The sequence below is a fragment of the Peribacillus sp. CSMR9 genome, assembly GCF_033141925.1.
Classification (GTDB): domain Bacteria; phylum Bacillota; class Bacilli; order Bacillales; family DSM-1321; genus Peribacillus; species Peribacillus simplex_A.
In genome coordinates, this window is record NZ_JAOPHO010000037.1 from 21,308 (window position 1) to 39,638 (window position 18,331).

The 18,331-nt window shown below is 37.9% G+C and carries 12 protein-coding genes; 9 read left to right on the plus strand and 3 right to left on the minus strand.

Annotated features, from left to right (window positions below; genetic code table 11):
- Positions 1 to 367: 367 nt before the first annotated feature.
- Positions 368 to 1,072: a TerC family protein gene (locus tag N9I19_RS16005; protein WP_061463437.1), complete on the plus strand. Its 705-nt coding sequence runs from the start codon at positions 368 to 370 to the stop codon at positions 1,070 to 1,072.
- A gap of 261 nt (positions 1,073 to 1,333) precedes the next feature.
- On the opposite strand, the gene N9I19_RS16010 is transcribed toward N9I19_RS16005, so the two are convergent.
- Positions 1,334 to 2,815, minus strand: coding sequence for an aldehyde dehydrogenase family protein (locus N9I19_RS16010; RefSeq protein WP_089363397.1), 1,482 nt, complete (start codon positions 2,813 to 2,815; stop codon positions 1,334 to 1,336).
- A gap of 505 nt (positions 2,816 to 3,320) precedes the next feature.
- Here N9I19_RS16010 and N9I19_RS16015 point away from each other — a divergent pair.
- The 8 genes from N9I19_RS16015 (at position 3,321) to N9I19_RS16050 (ending at position 16,021) form a co-directional block, all read left to right on the plus strand.
- Complete coding sequence (locus tag N9I19_RS16015; protein ID WP_317778368.1) at positions 3,321 to 5,147, plus strand: sigma-54-dependent Fis family transcriptional regulator; 1,827 nt, start codon at positions 3,321 to 3,323, stop codon at positions 5,145 to 5,147.
- A 227-nt stretch (positions 5,148 to 5,374) separates the two neighbouring features.
- The gene (locus tag N9I19_RS16020) at positions 5,375 to 6,502 is read left to right on the plus strand and encodes a histidine kinase N-terminal domain-containing protein (RefSeq protein ID WP_284470589.1); all 1,128 of its coding nucleotides are present in this window, start codon (positions 5,375 to 5,377) and stop codon (positions 6,500 to 6,502) included.
- A gap of 767 nt (positions 6,503 to 7,269) precedes the next feature.
- Positions 7,270 to 8,691 (plus strand): APC family permease, encoded by a 1,422-nt coding sequence (locus N9I19_RS16025; protein ID WP_375166290.1) that lies wholly within the window; start codon positions 7,270 to 7,272, stop codon positions 8,689 to 8,691.
- A gap of 281 nt (positions 8,692 to 8,972) precedes the next feature.
- Complete coding sequence (locus tag N9I19_RS16030; RefSeq protein WP_317778369.1) at positions 8,973 to 9,731, plus strand: hypothetical protein; 759 nt, start codon at positions 8,973 to 8,975, stop codon at positions 9,729 to 9,731.
- Between the two features lie 263 nt (positions 9,732 to 9,994).
- Positions 9,995 to 10,990, plus strand: coding sequence for a cation diffusion facilitator family transporter (locus N9I19_RS16035; RefSeq protein ID WP_317778370.1), 996 nt, complete (start codon positions 9,995 to 9,997; stop codon positions 10,988 to 10,990).
- A 268-nt stretch (positions 10,991 to 11,258) separates the two neighbouring features.
- Positions 11,259 to 12,008: a Cof-type HAD-IIB family hydrolase gene (locus tag N9I19_RS16040; protein ID WP_317778371.1), complete on the plus strand. Its 750-nt coding sequence runs from the start codon at positions 11,259 to 11,261 to the stop codon at positions 12,006 to 12,008.
- 204 nt (positions 12,009 to 12,212) lie between these two features.
- Positions 12,213 to 13,211 (plus strand): NAD(P)H-dependent flavin oxidoreductase, encoded by a 999-nt coding sequence (locus N9I19_RS16045; protein WP_284470593.1) that lies wholly within the window; start codon positions 12,213 to 12,215, stop codon positions 13,209 to 13,211.
- Between the two features lie 416 nt (positions 13,212 to 13,627).
- Positions 13,628 to 16,021 (plus strand): YhgE/Pip domain-containing protein, encoded by a 2,394-nt coding sequence (locus N9I19_RS16050; protein ID WP_317778372.1) that lies wholly within the window; start codon positions 13,628 to 13,630, stop codon positions 16,019 to 16,021.
- A 126-nt stretch (positions 16,022 to 16,147) separates the two neighbouring features.
- On the opposite strand, the gene N9I19_RS16055 is transcribed toward N9I19_RS16050, so the two are convergent.
- Together N9I19_RS16055 and N9I19_RS16060 are read right to left on the minus strand one after the other, a co-directional pair.
- Positions 16,148 to 16,747, minus strand: a complete 600-nt coding sequence (locus N9I19_RS16055) for an exonuclease domain-containing protein (RefSeq protein WP_284470595.1) — start codon at positions 16,745 to 16,747, stop codon at positions 16,148 to 16,150.
- Between the two features lie 332 nt (positions 16,748 to 17,079).
- Positions 17,080 to 17,961, minus strand: a complete 882-nt coding sequence (locus tag N9I19_RS16060) for a tetratricopeptide repeat protein (protein ID WP_317778374.1) — start codon at positions 17,959 to 17,961, stop codon at positions 17,080 to 17,082.
- Between the last annotated feature and the right edge of the window lie 370 nt (positions 17,962 to 18,331).

The following is an 18,331-nucleotide window of genomic DNA, read 5'->3' on the forward strand; positions in this document are numbered from 1 at the left end:
TCTCTAATATTATAGCCCGTCAGCGGTGAATGTTTGCACTTGAAAGATTAGTAAAAGTGAAATGAACATATGTTTTCCAAAAAGAATGTGCACTAACATTCCTTATTTTTTACTTTATTTTATTTGTATTTTTGGTATAATTGATTAGTGATAAATTTTCTTGGTAGTTTCCTAATGGAAAGATATCAAAAGAATTACATATACTTTATTCCCGTGAAGGGGAGTAGCGTCAGGGATAACCTGAAATAAAGTCGTCATTACGTGGGAATTCCACCGGCTTTATTGGCCTAATTCATTTAGTGCTTAGCGAGACCTTTGCCATTTATGGCAGAGGTCTCTTTATTTTTGTATAAAGGAGGAAAATGTATTGGATTTTTTATCAGGTGAATTTATTTCAGGACTTTTAGCGATCATTATGATAGATTTGGTTCTTGCTGGTGATAATGCGATCCTTATTGGATTGGCTGCAAGAAAGCTTCCAAAAGATCAGCAAAAAAAGGTGATAATATGGGGAGCGGTCGGGGCAATCGTGATAAGGATCATTGCAACGCTGCTGGTTGTCGTAATCTTAAAGGTGCCTGGACTGCATTTAATAGGGGGATTACTTCTGGTATGGATCGCTTATAAGCTCCTTATCGATGAAGAAGAACACGATTTGAAGCCTGCAGATTCCATGTGGGCTGCCATAAAAACCATTATTATTGCAGATGCTTTGATGGGATTGGATAATGTCCTAGCGGTTGCAGGAGCTTCTCATGGTAATTTCACTTTAGTGGTAATCGGTTTACTTGTATCCATTCCAGTAGTGATGTATGGAAGCACTTTGATCTTGAAACTGATTGAACGCTTCCCATTCATCATAATAATTGGTGCGGGAATTCTAGGCTGGACAGCTTCTAAAATGATTGTAGCTGAACCGTTCATGCACGACTACTTTGTAAATCCCTTCATCAAATATGGATTTGAAGCAATTGTCGTGATTGGAATCCTGGTTGCTGGAACTTCAAGACAGCAAAAGATAGAAAAAGAGAAAGCAAACAGCGATAAAATGCAAATTGAACGTAATGGATAATGGGGACCAAGAGACCTTTCGCAAATGAAAGGTCTCATCTTTTTGTCTAAGCCCGAATTGAAATAAGTTACCAAAACAAGGAAAGGGTGTACCAAAGTCCTGACTTTGGTACACCCTTTTGCAACTATTTAAGGAAACGATGATATGCTCTTTTGTCTTAATCCATTAAAAGAATATGATTAATCTTAAAAATTCCAGCTGCATTCCGATCACTATATCTATCTGGGCCAATCGATCCCTGTTTGATATAGTGCGTATTTATTAGTTTAAGTTAATCCATACACTTTTAACTTCCGTATAATTATCCAATGCATAACTGCCCATTTCCCGACCGATTCCACTTTGTTTATAACCGCCAAATGGAGATGCTGCATCAAAGGCGTTATAGCAGTTTACCCATACTGTACCTGCTTTTAATTCATTGGCCACATAATGGGCTTTTTTTACATCTTGTGTCCATAAACCAGCAGCCAATCCATATTCAGAGTTATTTGCACGGTTTATCACATCGTCCAAATCGTCAAAAGGCATGGCAGCTACAACAGGACCGAAAATTTCTTCTTTAGCGATTGTCATTTCATCCTCAACACCAGCAAATATTGTAGGTGCTACAAAATAACCCTCTCCTTGTCCGTAATTGCCCCCTGTAACCACTTCAGCTCCTTCAGACTTCCCTTTTTCGATATAACTGCCCACTCTTTCCAATTGTTCACTGGATACCAAAGGCCCTATCTGGGTAGATGGATCAAGACCGGCCCCTTGTTTAATATTTTTTGCGTGGGACACTAAGTCAGCTACTACGTTATCATAGGATTTCTTCTGAATGTACAGGCGGGAACCGGCACAGCAAACTTGTCCTTGATTAAACATGATGCCCATTAAAGCACCAGGAATGGCTTTACTCATATCTGCATCCGGTAATATGATGTTAGGTGATTTCCCGCCTAATTCCAACGAGATTTTTTTCACGGTACCCGATGCTTGGCGCATGATCATTTTCCCTACTGAGGTTGAACCTGTAAACGCAATTTTATCGACATCAGGATGGTCTACAAGCGGTGATCCTGCTGTTTCACCAAATCCAGGTATCACATTAAGTACGCCAGGAGGAAAACCTGCTTCAAGCGCCAATTGCCCTAAATATAATGCTGAAAGCGGCGTTTGCTCCGCTGGTTTTAAAACGATCGTACATCCGGTTGCGAGGGCTGCACCTAATTTCCATGCTGCCATAAGTAGAGGGAAATTCCAAGGGATGATCTGTCCTACCACTCCAACTGCTTCATGACGGGTATAATTAAAGTAATTCCCTGCAACAGGTATTGTTTGACCCACTATTTTAGTGGTCCATCCAGCGTAATAACGGAAGTGTTCGATTGCAAGTGGGACGTCTGCATTTGTGGTTTCGCCAATTGGCTTACCATTATCCAGGGTATCTAATTGTGCTAATGCCTCTTTATGATCCTCCATAAGATCAGCTAATTTATAAATGAGGCGACTGCGTTCCGCTGCACTCATTTTTTTCCAAGGACCGTTGTCGAATGCCTTCCGGGCTGCTTTGACTGCTTTATCTACATCTTCCGGACCTGCTTCACTCACGACCGCTAAAACTTTGCCGTTTGAAGGATCGAGAGTCTCAAAGGTTTTTCCTGAAGCAGCTTCCACCAATTCCCCATTAATCAAAAGCTTTTTAGTGCCTTTCAAGAATTCTTGCACTCGCGGATTAAGTTTAATAGTTTGTTCCATGTATAATACCCCTTTTCAAAGTAAAGTTCGATCATGTAAATCTGTTCGGACATGGCGTGCTCTAAGTAAAATGTTTATGTCTTCAATTTATCTTTGGCTGATCTGTGGCATGCATGAATTTCTTTAGTCATTAGAATCTAAGGCTCTTGTTTTTGGAATTATTTCCCTCCTCATCAAAAAGGAATCAATTTCTTGTCATGTAATTATGCAAGTCATATGCCAATAACAAAAAAACAATGAAATCAATCGAAGTGGAGCGAAGGAAGGCGTATAACTGTTCCAATTTTGAACAGTTATGTGTTCCAAAATGGAGCAAAAAAGTATAATATTTGGCATAACTCAGTTTTCATTTTGGTTAATATCTGAATTTTCTGTTATGATTAAATTATATGGATGAACCTTTAATGCTCTGAAACTGAAGAGAGCTTATAGTGACCTTAATGAAAAATTGAATCAAAATAACCGTTGCCGTTTATTGAATTTTACATATGGGAGGACTTATTCAATGTCTGTTAATATTAACGCAGGTAAAGAAACCATTCCGGCATTTATTCAAGAATCATGGAAGCGGTGCCATTCAAAAGGTCTTCAGCCAAGCATGATGGATAAGGAAGATATGCTTGGCGAATTTGAGTTGGCTGAATATCACGATCAATACGCAGAACTCTTGTACCACTCTTCCCCCCTTTTAGAAGAAGTCTATAGTTCGATCAATGGCCTGGAGTCGATTTTATTACTTGCTGCTCCTGAAGGATATATCATCGAAACAGTTGGCGATCCAGCCTTCATACGGCATGCAGATAATGTTTCCCTCAGAAAAGGGGCCAATTGGCTAGAGGAAACAAAAGGGACAAATGCAATCGGAACGGCCATAGTAGAGAAAAAACCTGTATTGATTCACGGCAATCAACACTTTCATCAGGATAACCATTTCCTTACTTGTGCCGCTTCCCCCATTTATCACCCTGATGGGCATCTACTAGGTGTTTTGAACTTAAGCAGTCATCAACAGAATTATCATCCTTTTTCCATTAGTTTAGTTCAGAGGTTGGCTGATAGTATCAAACAGGCACTCCAATTGTCCCATACTCAGAAAAGGGAGAAAAACCTTTATTTTATATATGATCAATACCCTGATCCTCTAATTACCATCGATAAAGAGGGCAAAGTTACAAATCTCAATATTGCGGCGTCAAATATTATAGGCACATTGAAAAAACCGATATCGAATATAATATCAGGATTAGACCCACTTGTTTTAGGAAAAAGGATTTCAATAAAAGACCAGGAATTCGCAGTTCAAACCCTTGGTGAAAATATAGAACATCAATCCTCCGTGATCCTACGGTTAAAAAAACAAAAATTGAATGATGGTTTAACTAATCGATATCAATTTACCGATATGATCAGTAATGATCCACAAATGAATCAAACCATATCCATTGCTAAAAGAGCTGCAATGCTTGATATCAGCCTGCTAATTACTGGAGAAAGTGGAACGGGAAAAGAGCTGTTCGCTCAATCCATTCATGGGGTTAGCTTAAGAAGTGATAAACCGTTCATCGCGATCAACTGCAGCGCAATACCCGAAAACTTATTGGAAAGTGAGTTATTCGGGTATGAAAAGGGTGCCTATACTGGCGCAAAAAGCGGCGGACATAAGGGGAAATTCGAAGCTGCTGATGGCGGAACCCTGTTTTTGGATGAAATCGGGGACATGCCGCTTTCAGCTCAAGCGACTCTGCTTCGCGTGCTTCAGGAACGATGTGTGACGCGTGTCGGCGGACATGCTTCCATTCCAATCGATGTAAGGATTATTGCCGCCACCAACAAAGACTTACAAAAAGAAATGGAAGCGGGAGAATTCCGTGCCGATCTATTTTTCCGACTGTGTGGATTATCATTAAAACTTCCAAATTTAAGGAGTCGTAAAGATTTATTACTGTTAGCAGAATACATTTTAGCTGACATACCTTATAAGAATGAATATACCGAACTAACGGACGATGCTAAATCATTCATTTTGGAATATTCTTGGCCAGGAAATTTCCGCGAATTACAAAACGTGCTCGGCCAGGCTGTATTCCTAGCTGATAATGGTCCGATTACAAGGGGCACGCTCAGGGCACTTTGCCCTGTTTCAACTACACTGGAAAAAAGGGCAGATGCCGATCGGGAACCAAGAAACTTTCAAGAACATGAAACCCAACTTATTAGAAAAGCGTTGGAAAGAACAAATGGAAATATTAGTACCGCCGCAAAACAACTTGACATCGGCCGAAATACACTTTATAGAAAAATGGGAAAGTATGGAATTGCCTTTCGAAAGTAAGAGTTTCATAGGATATAAAAAGCGGGAATAAAGAGGTTCCCTTTTATTGACATTTCTTGCTCCCGCCTGATTTGTTGGTTCTTTGTTATCGCAAGCACTACCAAAACAAGCTACATTTCAACCTCAAAAACAATAATTTATGAAGTGCAGAAAATCAAAATCTCATATAGAATGATGTTATTGATATAGTATCTAAAATTCCGCAAGGGGATGTGGTGGTCAAAAGTATGGAATTGTCATTTGAACATATGAAGTATAAAAATGTATTGATTCAATATCTGGAAGAAAATGAATCTTTGTTTTTAAATGAATGGAACAAGACCATTAAAATCGATGAAATAGACCCCTACAAAGAAAGAATTAAAGAAAATGGATATGGCATGTACTCGCTGGTCATCCAAACGTTTAAGGAGGCATTGTTTGAAGATGTGTTGATTAAATTAGCTTACCAGGTTGCGAAAGAACGCCTTGAAGCTAATATCAACATCGGGGATTTTCTTTATAATATTAATTTAGGGCGAAATATCATAATCAGGAATGTTTTTGGTGCCAATATCCCCATTTATTATATGCAGAAATTCATTAATGATATCAATTTGCACTTTGATACGTTCAGTTATCATGCCGTAACGAGATATACGAATCTTACAAATGAAGTGATTGAGGAAAAAAAGTCTTATATCAGTGAAAACCATAAAGATAAATTAGCGGTACTGGGACAGATATCATCAAGCTTTGTACATGAGTTCCGAAACCCGCTTACAGCTATCATGGGGTTCAATAAATTATTGAAGAGGGAGAATCCAGGCTTAAAGTATTTGGATATCATTGATTATGAATTAAATCAGTTGAATTTCAGGATAACCCAATTCCTGCACACCTCTAAATCTGATTTTAATGAGGAACAACGAGAAGAAATTTCCGTGTTAAAGTTAATTGAAGAAATACAAGAACTGACATACGCGAATATTGTGGATGCCAGTGTAAATGTGGAATTAGATATTTATCCAAACTTAGTCATGACAGCGAACAAGGATGGGTTGAAACAAGTGTTCTTGAATCTTTTTATAAATTCCATTGATGCATTAAAGGATAAGGAACATCCTAGAATTTTGAAGATAGACTCTTTAATTGAGGCGAATGAGAAAATAATTCGAATTTCTAATAATGGACCGGCCATTGCCAGTGAATTGATCGAATCAATTTTTGAGCCCTTTGTCACAACAAAAGAGTTAGGAACGGGAATTGGATTATATGTATGTAAAAAGATCATTGAAAGGAATGATGGGTATATGAATTGTGTCTCTAATGAAAATTTAACCACATTCAGCATCCATTTCCCAGATTTGTCATAATTCAATGATGTTTGATTATGTTTTTATTTTTTTCATATATACATTTACTGCTGCAATAAGTTTTTTTGAACTTGTGATTGGTGTAACGACCGAACGTTTACACGTTCCGGATGAGTACTGGAAAATACTTATATGATACTTAATTCGAAACACAAATGCCCTTATCTAATTACTTTTAATAATAAGGTTCTTCTATTTCTATTATTATTTAATACATAATCTATAATTATATCGTTAAATACGAAAAAGAGCAGTAATCATCAATTATGAAAATATCTTTATAAATTAAGTGGAAAATGCCTACATTCTCTAAACTTTGAGTGTAGGCTTCTTTTTTTCTAGATATCATTAATTATTAGAAATTTTTAATTTTTTTAGAAAAAAAGATGTGATTCGTTTGTGAATTAAAAAGTAAGAATAATTAATAAATGATTCGTTTTTTTTCTTTTCGATTCAGTAATGAATCGAATCTATGGATATGAACAATCCAAATCCTTATAAACTAATAAACATTTTTTGGCATGGATATTGCTACTATAAATATTATTACAAATTTTTAGTAAGAGGGGATGTTTATTGAGAAAGATAGTCAGGTATAGATGAATTTGGTGGAATCAGATACATAACCAATTATTCTTTAAAGTCAGCAATTTTCATGTGAAATGTCCATAAGTTCTATACATATCAACCAAATGTTTTTTTATTACTTCTTTGATAAAGGTTCTCAAGTTTTTGTTTTGTTCTGCAGTCTTTCAAGAAAGGGATGGATCACCATTAAAGAAACTAAAAGTCTAAATAAAGTTCTTTCTAAGGTAGATATATTATTTTTGGCATTCGGGGCCATGATTGGTTGGGGTTGGGTAGTATTATCAGGTACTTGGATTGAATCAGCAGGTACACTTGGAGCGATGATAGCATTTTTAATAGGTGGAGTATTGGTCACTTTTGTAGGTCTGACCTATGCAGAATTAGCTTCAGCCATGCCCGCTGCTGGAGGTGCCCTATCTTATGTATTAAGGGGCGTCGGTCCTAAAGCTGCATTTGTAGCATCATGGGCCCTCGCATTAGGTTATATATCTGTGGTTGCTTTTGAAGCGGTTGCTTTGCCAACTGTCATTGAATATGTATTTCCAAATTATAAGGTAGGACTCATGTATTCTATTACTGGATATGATGTGTATTTAACATGGGTGCTTGTTGGGGTAATAGGTTCCATATTAGTTACACTGATTAATTATTTTGGTGTGAAATCGGCAGCCATTCTCCAAATGGTTTTAACCATCGTTATAGGTCTCATTGGTTTAATGTTAATCTTTGGAGCTGGATTCACTAGTGATTTGGGAGATGCAAAACCACTATTTTTGGATGGCACAGTAGGAATCATAACTGTACTGATCATGACCCCATTCATGTTTGTGGGTTTTGATGTAATACCTCAAACAGCTGAAGAAATGAATGTTGAGCCGAAATTAATTGGGAAAATTCTTATATTTTCAGTAAGTCTTGCCGTTATCTGGTATATTGCCATTATATACGCGGTAGGAGTATCTTTAGATAAAAGTATATTAGCAATTTCTGTATTACCAACGGCAGATGCAATGGCCAAAGTCTATGGATCGAGCATTTTTGCAACCATCTTGATTATAGGTGGGGTTGCAGGTATTTTGACGAGCTGGAATGCATTTATCATTGGCGGCAGCCGAGTTCTCTATTCAATGGCGGAAAAAAAGATGATTCCAGCTTGGTTTGGTAAATTACATCCGAAAACAAATACGCCTACAAATGCTGTTTTGTTTATAGGTGCTTTATCCATGATTAGTCCATTATTAGGGAGACCTATGTTAGTTTGGTTGGTGGATGCTGGCGGACTGGCTATTGTATTGGCATATTTATTCGTAGCTATCGCATTTGTTCAATTGAGAAAAAATGCTCCTGAGATGGTAAGACCTTTCCGTGCTGGAAAATCAAATATTGTGGGCTGGATCGCGTTGATTCTTAGCATAGGATTTATTGCCTTATACTTACCAGGTATGCCAGCGGCTTTAATTTGGCCTTATGAATGGCTGATTTTTGCAGGCTGGTGGGCAATTGGTTTTCTCCTCATGTTTAAAATGAGAAAAAATTATAGTTCTGGAGAAATGAAGTACAACGCAGTCCATTTGCCAATGGATGAGGTAAAAGAAGGGTGAAGGAAAGAATTGATCCGATCCACTTTTGGCGAACCATATGCCATAAAGATTGATTATTCTTATTAAAGGGCTGCTCTTAGTGAGCAGCCTTTTTCGCTAGGTCCAAAAGGATGGTAATTATACCGAAGAAAAACTTGTTGGAAATTTGGATATAAACGGTTTTCTATCACTTCATTTCTGGCTGATTTTTAGTGCAGACGGTGATTATGATACTCATTCATTTGCAACTTTGAAATCCTTTGCTAGAATATAATCTATAGAAAAGATTAGGAGTGGTTACTGTGGCTGAAACTCCAGCTGAAGATTTGATTCATTATATCGCACCAAAAGGAGAGTATATCCCTTTTTTAGATGATACGGACTATATCGCTAAAGGATTGGAATGGAAATTATTCACTTCCCGTTCGGTAAAAAGGGAACTATTATATAAAAGCGGTAGCTTTCAAGGAAAAGTCAAATTAGCAGGGTATGAACAATATGGCAACGGTCTTGACACGGTAGTCGTTGAATTTGAAAATGGTAAGCTTAGTTGCATTCACCCTTCCTATTTAAAGGAAATGCAAAGTTCCAGTTTCGGAAAAGAGTTGTTGAGTGGACCGGTTTCCGAAACATCCGCAGTACCAAGTGAAAAGGAACAGGTGATAGATGCTCCAATTACGGAAACTTCCGATCAGCTAAGTGAAGAACCAAAAAAGGCAAAAACCAAAAGTAAAAGGACGACAGCAAAACCTAAATTGGAGTTACCTGGAGAAAAAGTTCATTTCACCGCAACCGTCAAGGAGTTCACGGCGAAAATGAACCATTTCACTGGTGAAGAAGATGAAGTCATACTCTTGGAGAATGTCAAAGTGACAACGGAACCCGAACTTACAATCGGTGATGCATGGTGTGGATATAGCAAGACATTAAAAAAAGCTGAGCTCGAAGAAGGGGACGAAATCGAATTTGATGGAAAAGTGGTCGATAAAAAATACAATAAAGAAATACGATATAAAGTAAATAATCCATCAAAGTTAGTGAAAAAGGGGATGGACGCTTAAAATGCATGAAGTTATACAAAAAAGGGAGTAAGCCGCTGCTGACTCCCTTTTTTGTATGCATATCTCATTGCATTATCAGTTTCAAATAGGTTTTTGTGATCTGGAATATATTCGTGTGTGGGTAGGTACAACATGTAAACACCAAAGTAATGCCAGATCATTCTCCATTCGTATCGTTCGGGGTTTTTCCCTTTTGTGGTTTCATATATTCCAGTGTTGGGGATAATACATTAAGATAATTGAAAAGATGGGGGGGCTTTTATTTGAAAGAGTTATTTCAGTTATTAAAACAGGGTAATAAATCGGCGTTCATTGCTGCCTGTGTGAATAGTATCATCGCTGTACTTAAGGGGATTGCTTATTTCATGACAGGAAATGTCGCTATGTTTGCTGAAACATTACATACTTTGGGTGATGCTGCGAATCAGTTTTTCGTCTTCATTGGTTCAGCACTAAGTAAAAAGTCACCAACTGATAGATTCCCCGATGGCTTTGGGCGTTTAGTAAACCTCGTATTATTAGGTGCGGTATTGGTTGTCGGGATCATGTCTTATGAAACGATTAAAGAAGGGTTTCATCACATATTCCACCCTGTAGAATCAACTGGAATCATTATCAATTTGTCCATCCTTTCCTTAGCGGTTGTGTTGGAATCATATGTTTTATTTAAAGCTATGAAAGAAGTGTTGCATGAGACTGGAATTGAAGCAAAAGGAGCAGCCGTCATCTTTAAGAGTTTTAATGGTTTAAAACGGGCCAAACCAGCTACGAAATTAGTATTCATGGAAGATATGGTGGCAACTGGGGGTGGGGTGCTTGCGATAATTGCCATTTTATTGGCAAACTTCACGCCCTTCATTCAAGCGGAAGGTGTCGCTTCTGTCATGATTGGTCTCGGTATGTTCTATGTAGTTGGAAGGGTGTTCCTTGACAATGCTGCGGGTGCTCTTGGGGAAGCGGATATAGAAATGCGTCAAAAGATTGGAACTTTGGTAATGGATGACCCAGATGTAAGAGATATACAGAAACTGGCAGTATTAAAAGAAGGGGAAGACTTTCATGTAGAACTTGAAGTGGAACTCGATCCCAATATTTCAATTGCCCAGGCTGATGACATTAAAGACCGGCTGTTTGATGAGATATTCAAGGAAAGAGGAGTAACGGATGTCATTATAGAATTTGATGAAAATGATGGTGTCCCAAAATGGGAAGGTCAGATTGAAAAGGAATCGAATGAAATGGAAAAGGAAAAGGAGTAGCAGGTGATTGACTGGTAAAATATAAAGTGTCGGAATAGGATATATATGATTGATTAGTATCAGTGGAACCTGATGAAAAAGGTCACAAAAATTTTTGTGACCTTTTTCAGATCCAAAAACATCAAGGTTTGATATCTCAATTTGAAAATGGAGAAATCACAACCTTCCTTCAAAGGAATCTCTGTTCAATTCTTCACGTTCTTTCCTTACGTAAGCAAAATAAGCTATCATGGACTTAGATACATAAAGAAGGATTAAGAAAGGGTGAATGAGAATGAAGAAACCAGATATTAAATTAGTTGCACTTGACATGGATGGCACGCTTCTGAATATCGCAGGAGCGATTTCTGAAGAAAACCGGAGAGCGATTAAAGAAGCTGAAAATCAAGGGGTTTTTGTTGTATTGAGCACAGGAAGATCCTATGCGACATGCAGTGATTTCGCAAAGTCAATGGAACTCCGCTCATACCTCATAACGGTAAACGGAAGTGAAATTTACGATAATCAAGGAAAACTGGTGGAAAGGAATACCGTTGATAGTGAGTCCATACAATGGATGTGGGAATTAAGCCAAAAACATGGCACACATTTTTGGGCAATAAGTTGCGATAATATTTACAGGGCTGAAATGCCTGAAAAAATCCATGATTCGCAATGGCTTAAATTCGGTTTTGATACAAATGATGAAGCCACCCGCCAAATCATCATGGATGAACTGATATCAAAAGGAAACTTTGAAATAAGCAATTCAAGTCCAACGAATATTGAAGTGAATGCCATGGGCGTCAATAAAGCGAAAGCTATAGAGCTTGTTTGTTCATTGCTCGATATTACTATGAATAATGTTATGGCGGTAGGAGACAGCCTTAATGACCTTGCCATGATTTCTGAAGCAAAAGTGGGAGTTGCAATGGGTAATGCCCAAGAAATTGTGAAAGAAAAAGCAGATTGGGTTACATCAACAAATGAAGAAGACGGTGTGGCCAAGGCCATTCGTAAATGGGTGCTTTCAAACTAATCGAAACTGTATATGGGACGTTTTTGAACTGCCCCGTAAATGTTAGACACCAAACTAACATTTACGGGGTGTTTTTTATTGAAATGGCCTGAACGATATGAAAATTAGCTCTGAATTAATTTCTTGAAAATTGTGTATTTTAGAAGTAAGATAATCTAGTAGTGTTATATTTTGGTAATGTATTAAAAATGGGAGGTTTCATAGATGAGAAGAAGTTTGCCTGAACATTGGTGGAATCAATTATCTTTACCAGTTATCTCAGCACCCATGTTTTTAATATCTGGTCCTGAGTTAGTGAAAGAATGCTGTTTAAATGGGGTGATTGGCTCATTTCCAGCGCCAAATGCGCGGCCGATAGAGGTACTGGATCAATGGATGGGTGACATAAACGACACACTGATTGCTGCAAGGGTTAAAAAACCAGACAGCAAGATTGCTCCATGGGCAATGAATATGGTTGTCCACCGTACATATAGCCGTCTTGAAGAAGAGCTGGAACTGGTCAAAAAGCATCAGCCTCCCGTCATCATTACATCATTAGGTTCACCAAAACACGTAGTGGATGTCGTACATAGTTATGGTGGTTTGGTCTTTTCAGATGTAAGCAGTGTGGAATTTGCAAAAAAAGCAGCTGAGTCAGGTGTGGACGGATTGATCTTAGTTGCTTCTGGAGCCGGTGGTCATGCGGGTGAGATAAATAGTTTTGCTTTCGTTGACAGCGTAAGGACATTCTGGGACGGAATCATTTTGCTTGCCGGGTCCATTAGTACTGGTCACAGTATCTTGGCAGCTCAGGCTGCGGGAGCAGATCTTGCTTATATGGGTACACGTTTTATCGTGGCAAAAGAGAGCAGGGCAAATGATGAATATCGTGAAATGCTTGTCGATTCTGATCATGATGACATCATCTTGACTGATGCATTTTCCGGCGTTAATTGTAATATGCTGAAACCGAGCATAAGAAAGGAAGGCATGGACCCAGATCAATTAGCAAAAAAAGATAAGGTCGATTTTGACAGCATGTCCAAGTCATCTGAGTCTAAAGCGTGGCGGGATATTTGGTCGGCAGGTCATGGTGTAGGGGCAATAAAAAAAATAGATACCGCTGCCGGCATCATCAAACAATTAGAAAGAGAGTATCATGAATCTTTAGAGACATTGACCGGGCAGGCGGAAAAATTAAAAGGCATTATATCCAAATGATATGAAAGCGCTTCAATAATTATGCAAATATAGTTTATTTTCACGTAAAAAAGGGTATCCATAAGGGATGCCCTTTTTTGCATGATAACAGGGCTGATTTTTTCAGCTGATGATAAAAGCCTCTTCTCTTAAAAAAATGAAAATAGAATGTACAGAGAAAAATAGTAAAAAGGATATAAGACAGTGAAAAAATATTGATAAAAGAATATATAAGTGTTATATTATTTTCGTGATAATGACCGAATGAACAAAATAGTCATTAGTTGTTTTGAAAGTTATATATATTAATGGTGAAGATAAAATCATTAAATATATATTGCAGAAGCAAATGATTTAATTAAGTATTCTTCAATCCATTTATCACTGAAATAGATAAATTAAACGGCATATTCGTCGTAAAGGAGGAATTGTTAGGCGTGTTAAAATCTTTTAAGGGTGAATTTTTAGCCATACTAAAACACCCTATGATACTCATTTCTATAATAGGGATCATAATGATCCCCTTATTATACAGCGGTACGTTTCTTTGGGCATTTTGGGATCCATATGGTAAGGTGGACCAATTGCCTGTTGCCATTGTCAATATGGATGAGGGAGCCGAGTTCAATGATTCGGAACTAACAATAGGAAAAGATTTAGTCAAAGAGTTAAAGGAGAAAAAGGATTTCGATTGGCATTTCGTCAGTCAAAAAGAAGCCAATGAAGGTCTGGAAAATCAAGATTATTACATGAAAATAGAAATCCCGAAAAACTTTTCGAAAAATGCAACGACCTTACAGGAGGACAATCCGCAAAAACTTGATTTAATTTACACGTCTAATGAAGGGTTCAACTATATATCTACTAAAATAGGTGACGCAGCTTCAGAGAGAATAAAAGGGGAAGTTTCGTCTGCCGTAACGAAAACCTATGCGGAGTCAATGTTCGACAATTTGAACGAAGTGGCTGACGGACTCAAAAGTGCCAGTGATGGAGCTGGAGAATTGAAAGATGGAACAGATACAGTGAAGAACGGAACAAGCGAACTTGGTGATGGGATTAACTCAGCTAAAGAAGGTTCCAAAAAAGTGGATGAAGGGATTGATTCCGTTCATTCAGGTTCCGTCGAAATCCATGAAAACCTGGAAAAACTAGCTGAAAAATCATTGACCTTTTCGAATGGGGTCGGTTCGGCAGCTGCAGGATCAAAAGAGCTCAATCAAGGGTTACAACAGTTTAGCTCAGGTGTTGGACAAATGAAAGATGGACAATCCGAGCTTTTGCAAGGTGCCAAGAAATCTGAAGCGGGAACCGGTGAATTGGCTTCTGGACTGCAACAGTCACTAGAGGGCTTCAATCAAATAGAAGAAAAGCTGCCCGCTTTGACAGAGGGGGCAAATGGCGTAGCTGCAGGTGCTGATCAGCTGTCAGGTGCATTATCTGAATGGAGTGCAGCATCGAGTGAAGCGAAAGCGGGGGCATCTGAAGTCTCAGCAGGTTTGGAAGAAGTTATTTCCGGATTGAAACAACAATCAGAAGCTACGGATGATCCAGCCGAGAAAGCGCGTTTGGATGGAGTGGTTGCTTCTCTATCCCGCATCAGTGAAGGTAGTAAAGGTGTTTCTGAAGGAGTGGGAAAACTATCAGCCAGTGCATCTGATATTGCAAAAGGCTCAAACAGTCTTAGTGATGGCGCAAATCAGGTAGGTGAAGGCACAAGTGCGCTAAGCGGTGGTTTTACTCAATTGAAGCAAGCTCAGGATAAACTCGCCAATGGAGCGAATGAACTGAAAAATGGTCAAGGTCAATTGGTGTCTGGATTGACAACTTTTGGCGCCAGTATAGATTCAGCACAGAGTGGGCTTGGACAGTTAACCAAAGGCAGCAATAACTTGGTAAGTGGCCTCGATCAGCTTGAAGATGGCTCAAAGCAATTATCAAGTGGAACCTCACAGCTTTCGGAAGGCTCGAAAGGTCTTGTTACAGGAACGGATAAGTTGAAAGAAGGTTCATCCAGCCTTACTAGTGGTATGGGAGAACTGGCTAATGGGGCTATTAAGTTACAAGATGGAATCGCTAAACTTTCAGATGGATCTGAAGAATTACATGACGAATTGAAGGATGGGGCAAACGAAGCTGGCAACATAAAATCCAATGAAGAAGTATATGACATGTTTGCAAGCCCAGTTAAACTGGATAAATTGCCAATTAATAATGTACCGAACTATGGCACTAGTTTTGCACCATATTTAATTTCATTGAGTTTATTTATCGGGGCAATCGTCCTGACAATCATTTTCCCGTTAAGAGATCCTGCTGTTAAGCCTGCAAGTGGATTTAGCTGGTTTATTAGTAAATACAGCGTCATGGCTGTCATAGGAATCTGTCAAGCCATATTGGTTGACTCGATTTTAATTTTAGGACTTGGAATTCATGTTACGAGCCTGCCGCTATTTTTTGCAGTAAGCATTCTTGCTAGCTGCACATTCATGGCTATCATTCAGTTCTTAGGTTCAGCCTTTGATAATCCTGGCCGGTTCATAGCATTATTAATTTTGATTCTTCAACTGACCAGCAGTGGCGGAACATTCCCAAATGAATTGGTTCCTGGCTTCCTGCAAGGATTCACACCATTCTTACCGATGACTTATTCTATTAATGCTTTTCGGGCAGTCATCTCAACAGGAGATTATAGCTTCATGTGGCATAATCTTAGCATATTGGCCATATTCCTTGTTGTAGCATTAATATTATCACTCATTTACTTTATTTACCGGTATAAAAAATTGAATGGTGCATTAGATGAAAAACAGAAAGAGGCAACTGTATAACAATGAAAAAACAGCGACCCATGATGGTCGCTGTTTTTTCATTAATATCCTGATAATATTTGCCAAGGGCTTCCAAGAAAGGCGTGAAAAAAGCCCCCGTTAATCACTTGTACATGTTGTTAACAGCTATACCCTTGTCTTTTGAGAAGCAGGTGCATATTTCTTCATCGGATTTTTAGCAATGACATCTTTTAAATAAGGAAGACCTGAAGGACCCGGTTTCCTCATAAGTTCCATTAGGTAAGAAATATCGTCTAAAGCCCTGTGTGTTTGGAAATTGGTAATATTATGTGCCTGCAGTAATGTTAAGAGTTTACTATTCTCAAACCCATATTGCTTCCAAGGAACATTCCGCATCGTACAGAACCACTTTTGATCATTGATTTCCGGATACATTTGGTAGAGAAAACTTCTATCGAAAGAAGCATTATGTGCGAAAATCGAATCAGTGCGGGCAATGAAGGATTTAATTTTTTCATCGTGAAAACTTTTTCCTTCCACGGTGCTATATGGAATTCCATGAATCCTGTATGCTTGATCATAATTCATTCTTGCTTGATAGGAGAGAGGCTCCCTTAAAAATGATTCTTGATCAATAAGATTAATAATTTCCCCGGTTTCGCTGTTATAGGTAAACAGTATAAGGGCAAGCTCGATAATTTCATCAGAAGAGGGACGTAAACCAGTTGTTTCTACGTCTAGCACTAAACCTATTCTATTAGACAATTTTTTTTCCTCCAGTTGGGTTACATTCATCTATTATAGCTGACATAGGATAGCGATTGGAAGTGTGATGCATTGTTTTTAGGTCATTTTGAATGGCCCTTTCAGAATGACCTAAAAACAATTAGGCATTCCCAAAAATCACTTGGTAAGTGAAGGGATTTCAGAATGAGGTGCATGGTACATGCTGGCTGGGACGAGGATAACATTAAACCATATATGTTTTGGTAAAGACGAGGTTGTATAACATAGTTTAAAGAGATTTCCCTTCGAATCGAACTATTTTATAAAAGATAGAGATTCACAGCAATCTCTATCTTTTTATTAGTTGAAGTTCACAAGCATTGTAAAATGATTTCTAATTCATGGTCGACGATTTGTATAGTCTCTTCGTTTTTTTGAAGTCTGAAAATGCTCTTGGATTTATTTATATATTGCAGTCCTTCGTCAGGTTGCTGAAGATGAATCAGATTCTTACCAGTTAAAAGATGGAGTTCTGCATATAAATATAATGATTCTGTCGAATTGCAAATGTTGATCCCTTTAAGGGTATAATTTAGCGATTCTTGATAGTAATGAAGTTCAGACAAAGTCAGTGCTAATCCATGAATGATCTTCACGACAATTGTACCTTCTTGATTCACATGGGGAATATTCTCGATGAATTCCAGTGCTTCATTGAAGATGGTGATGGCCTCTTCATAATTTTTTGTTTTAAAATGGATAATTCCAATACTATTTAAAACTTCTATCTCCTGTTGATGAAAAATGACACGTTTACCCATTGTAATCTGAATGGCCTCATTCAATAAGTCTATAGCCTTTTGTTTGTCATTGTACAAATAAAAAAAAGATATACCTTCATGCCATTTCAAGAATTGATAAAAAGATATCGATTTTTCCGGTGCCGTTGCCATTTCTTTTTGGACTATTTCATAGATTGCTTCAAAATTACGTGTACGTTTATATTTGTTTATCAAAAGTTTAATGGTTTCTATGTAATTATATATTGGTTCATTTTTGGTAGTGAAGAAATACGGCAGGTCAACTTTAAGTTTATCCGCAAAAAGTGCCAATTCATCAATTGTTGGGGAAGTGATGCTCCTTTCATAATCTAACAGGGTATTAGGTTCACATATATCCTTTGCCAGTTCTTCTCTTGTAAGATTTTGTTTGATTCTTAATTCGTTGATAACAGAGCCAACCTCTATTTTCATTGCAATTGCCCCTTTATACCTATGTCTAGAATTCTATTTTAACATAATTTTATTTTTATCAGTAAAATAATTGAAAAATAGTATGATATAACTACTTTAAGTACTTTTCCTGTATATCCGCCCAACAAAAAAATAATGACGTTCGGTTTTTTATTGAAGCTATCAAACTGCATGACATCTTTTCGATTTAAGTGAGAAAGGTCACTCTATCTTATTGCAGAGAGTTAATATTAATATTCATGGTGAATATTAATTCATAATAACTGATGAGGGGAAGCCCTAGATTTGGAATTGGAAATAGGTTAAAAAAAGAGGCGGCAATCTGCCACCTCTTACGATCTCAATTCCCGATGAATTGCTGAGTCCAATA

Coding starts and splice junctions, on each gene's coding strand:
- N9I19_RS16010 (WP_089363397.1), bottom strand. CDS start 2,815: ATGGAACAAACTATTAAACTTAATCCGCGAGTGCAAGAATTCTTGAAA.
- N9I19_RS16015 (WP_317778368.1), top strand. CDS start 3,321: ATGTCTGTTAATATTAACGCAGGTAAAGAAACCATTCCGGCATTTATT.
- N9I19_RS16020 (WP_284470589.1), top strand. CDS start 5,375: ATGGAATTGTCATTTGAACATATGAAGTATAAAAATGTATTGATTCAA.
- N9I19_RS16040 (WP_317778371.1), top strand. CDS start 11,259: ATGAGAATGAAGAAACCAGATATTAAATTAGTTGCACTTGACATGGAT.
- N9I19_RS16045 (WP_284470593.1), top strand. CDS start 12,213: ATGAGAAGAAGTTTGCCTGAACATTGGTGGAATCAATTATCTTTACCA.
- N9I19_RS16060 (WP_317778374.1), bottom strand. CDS start 17,961: ATGAAAATAGAGGTTGGCTCTGTTATCAACGAATTAAGAATCAAACAA.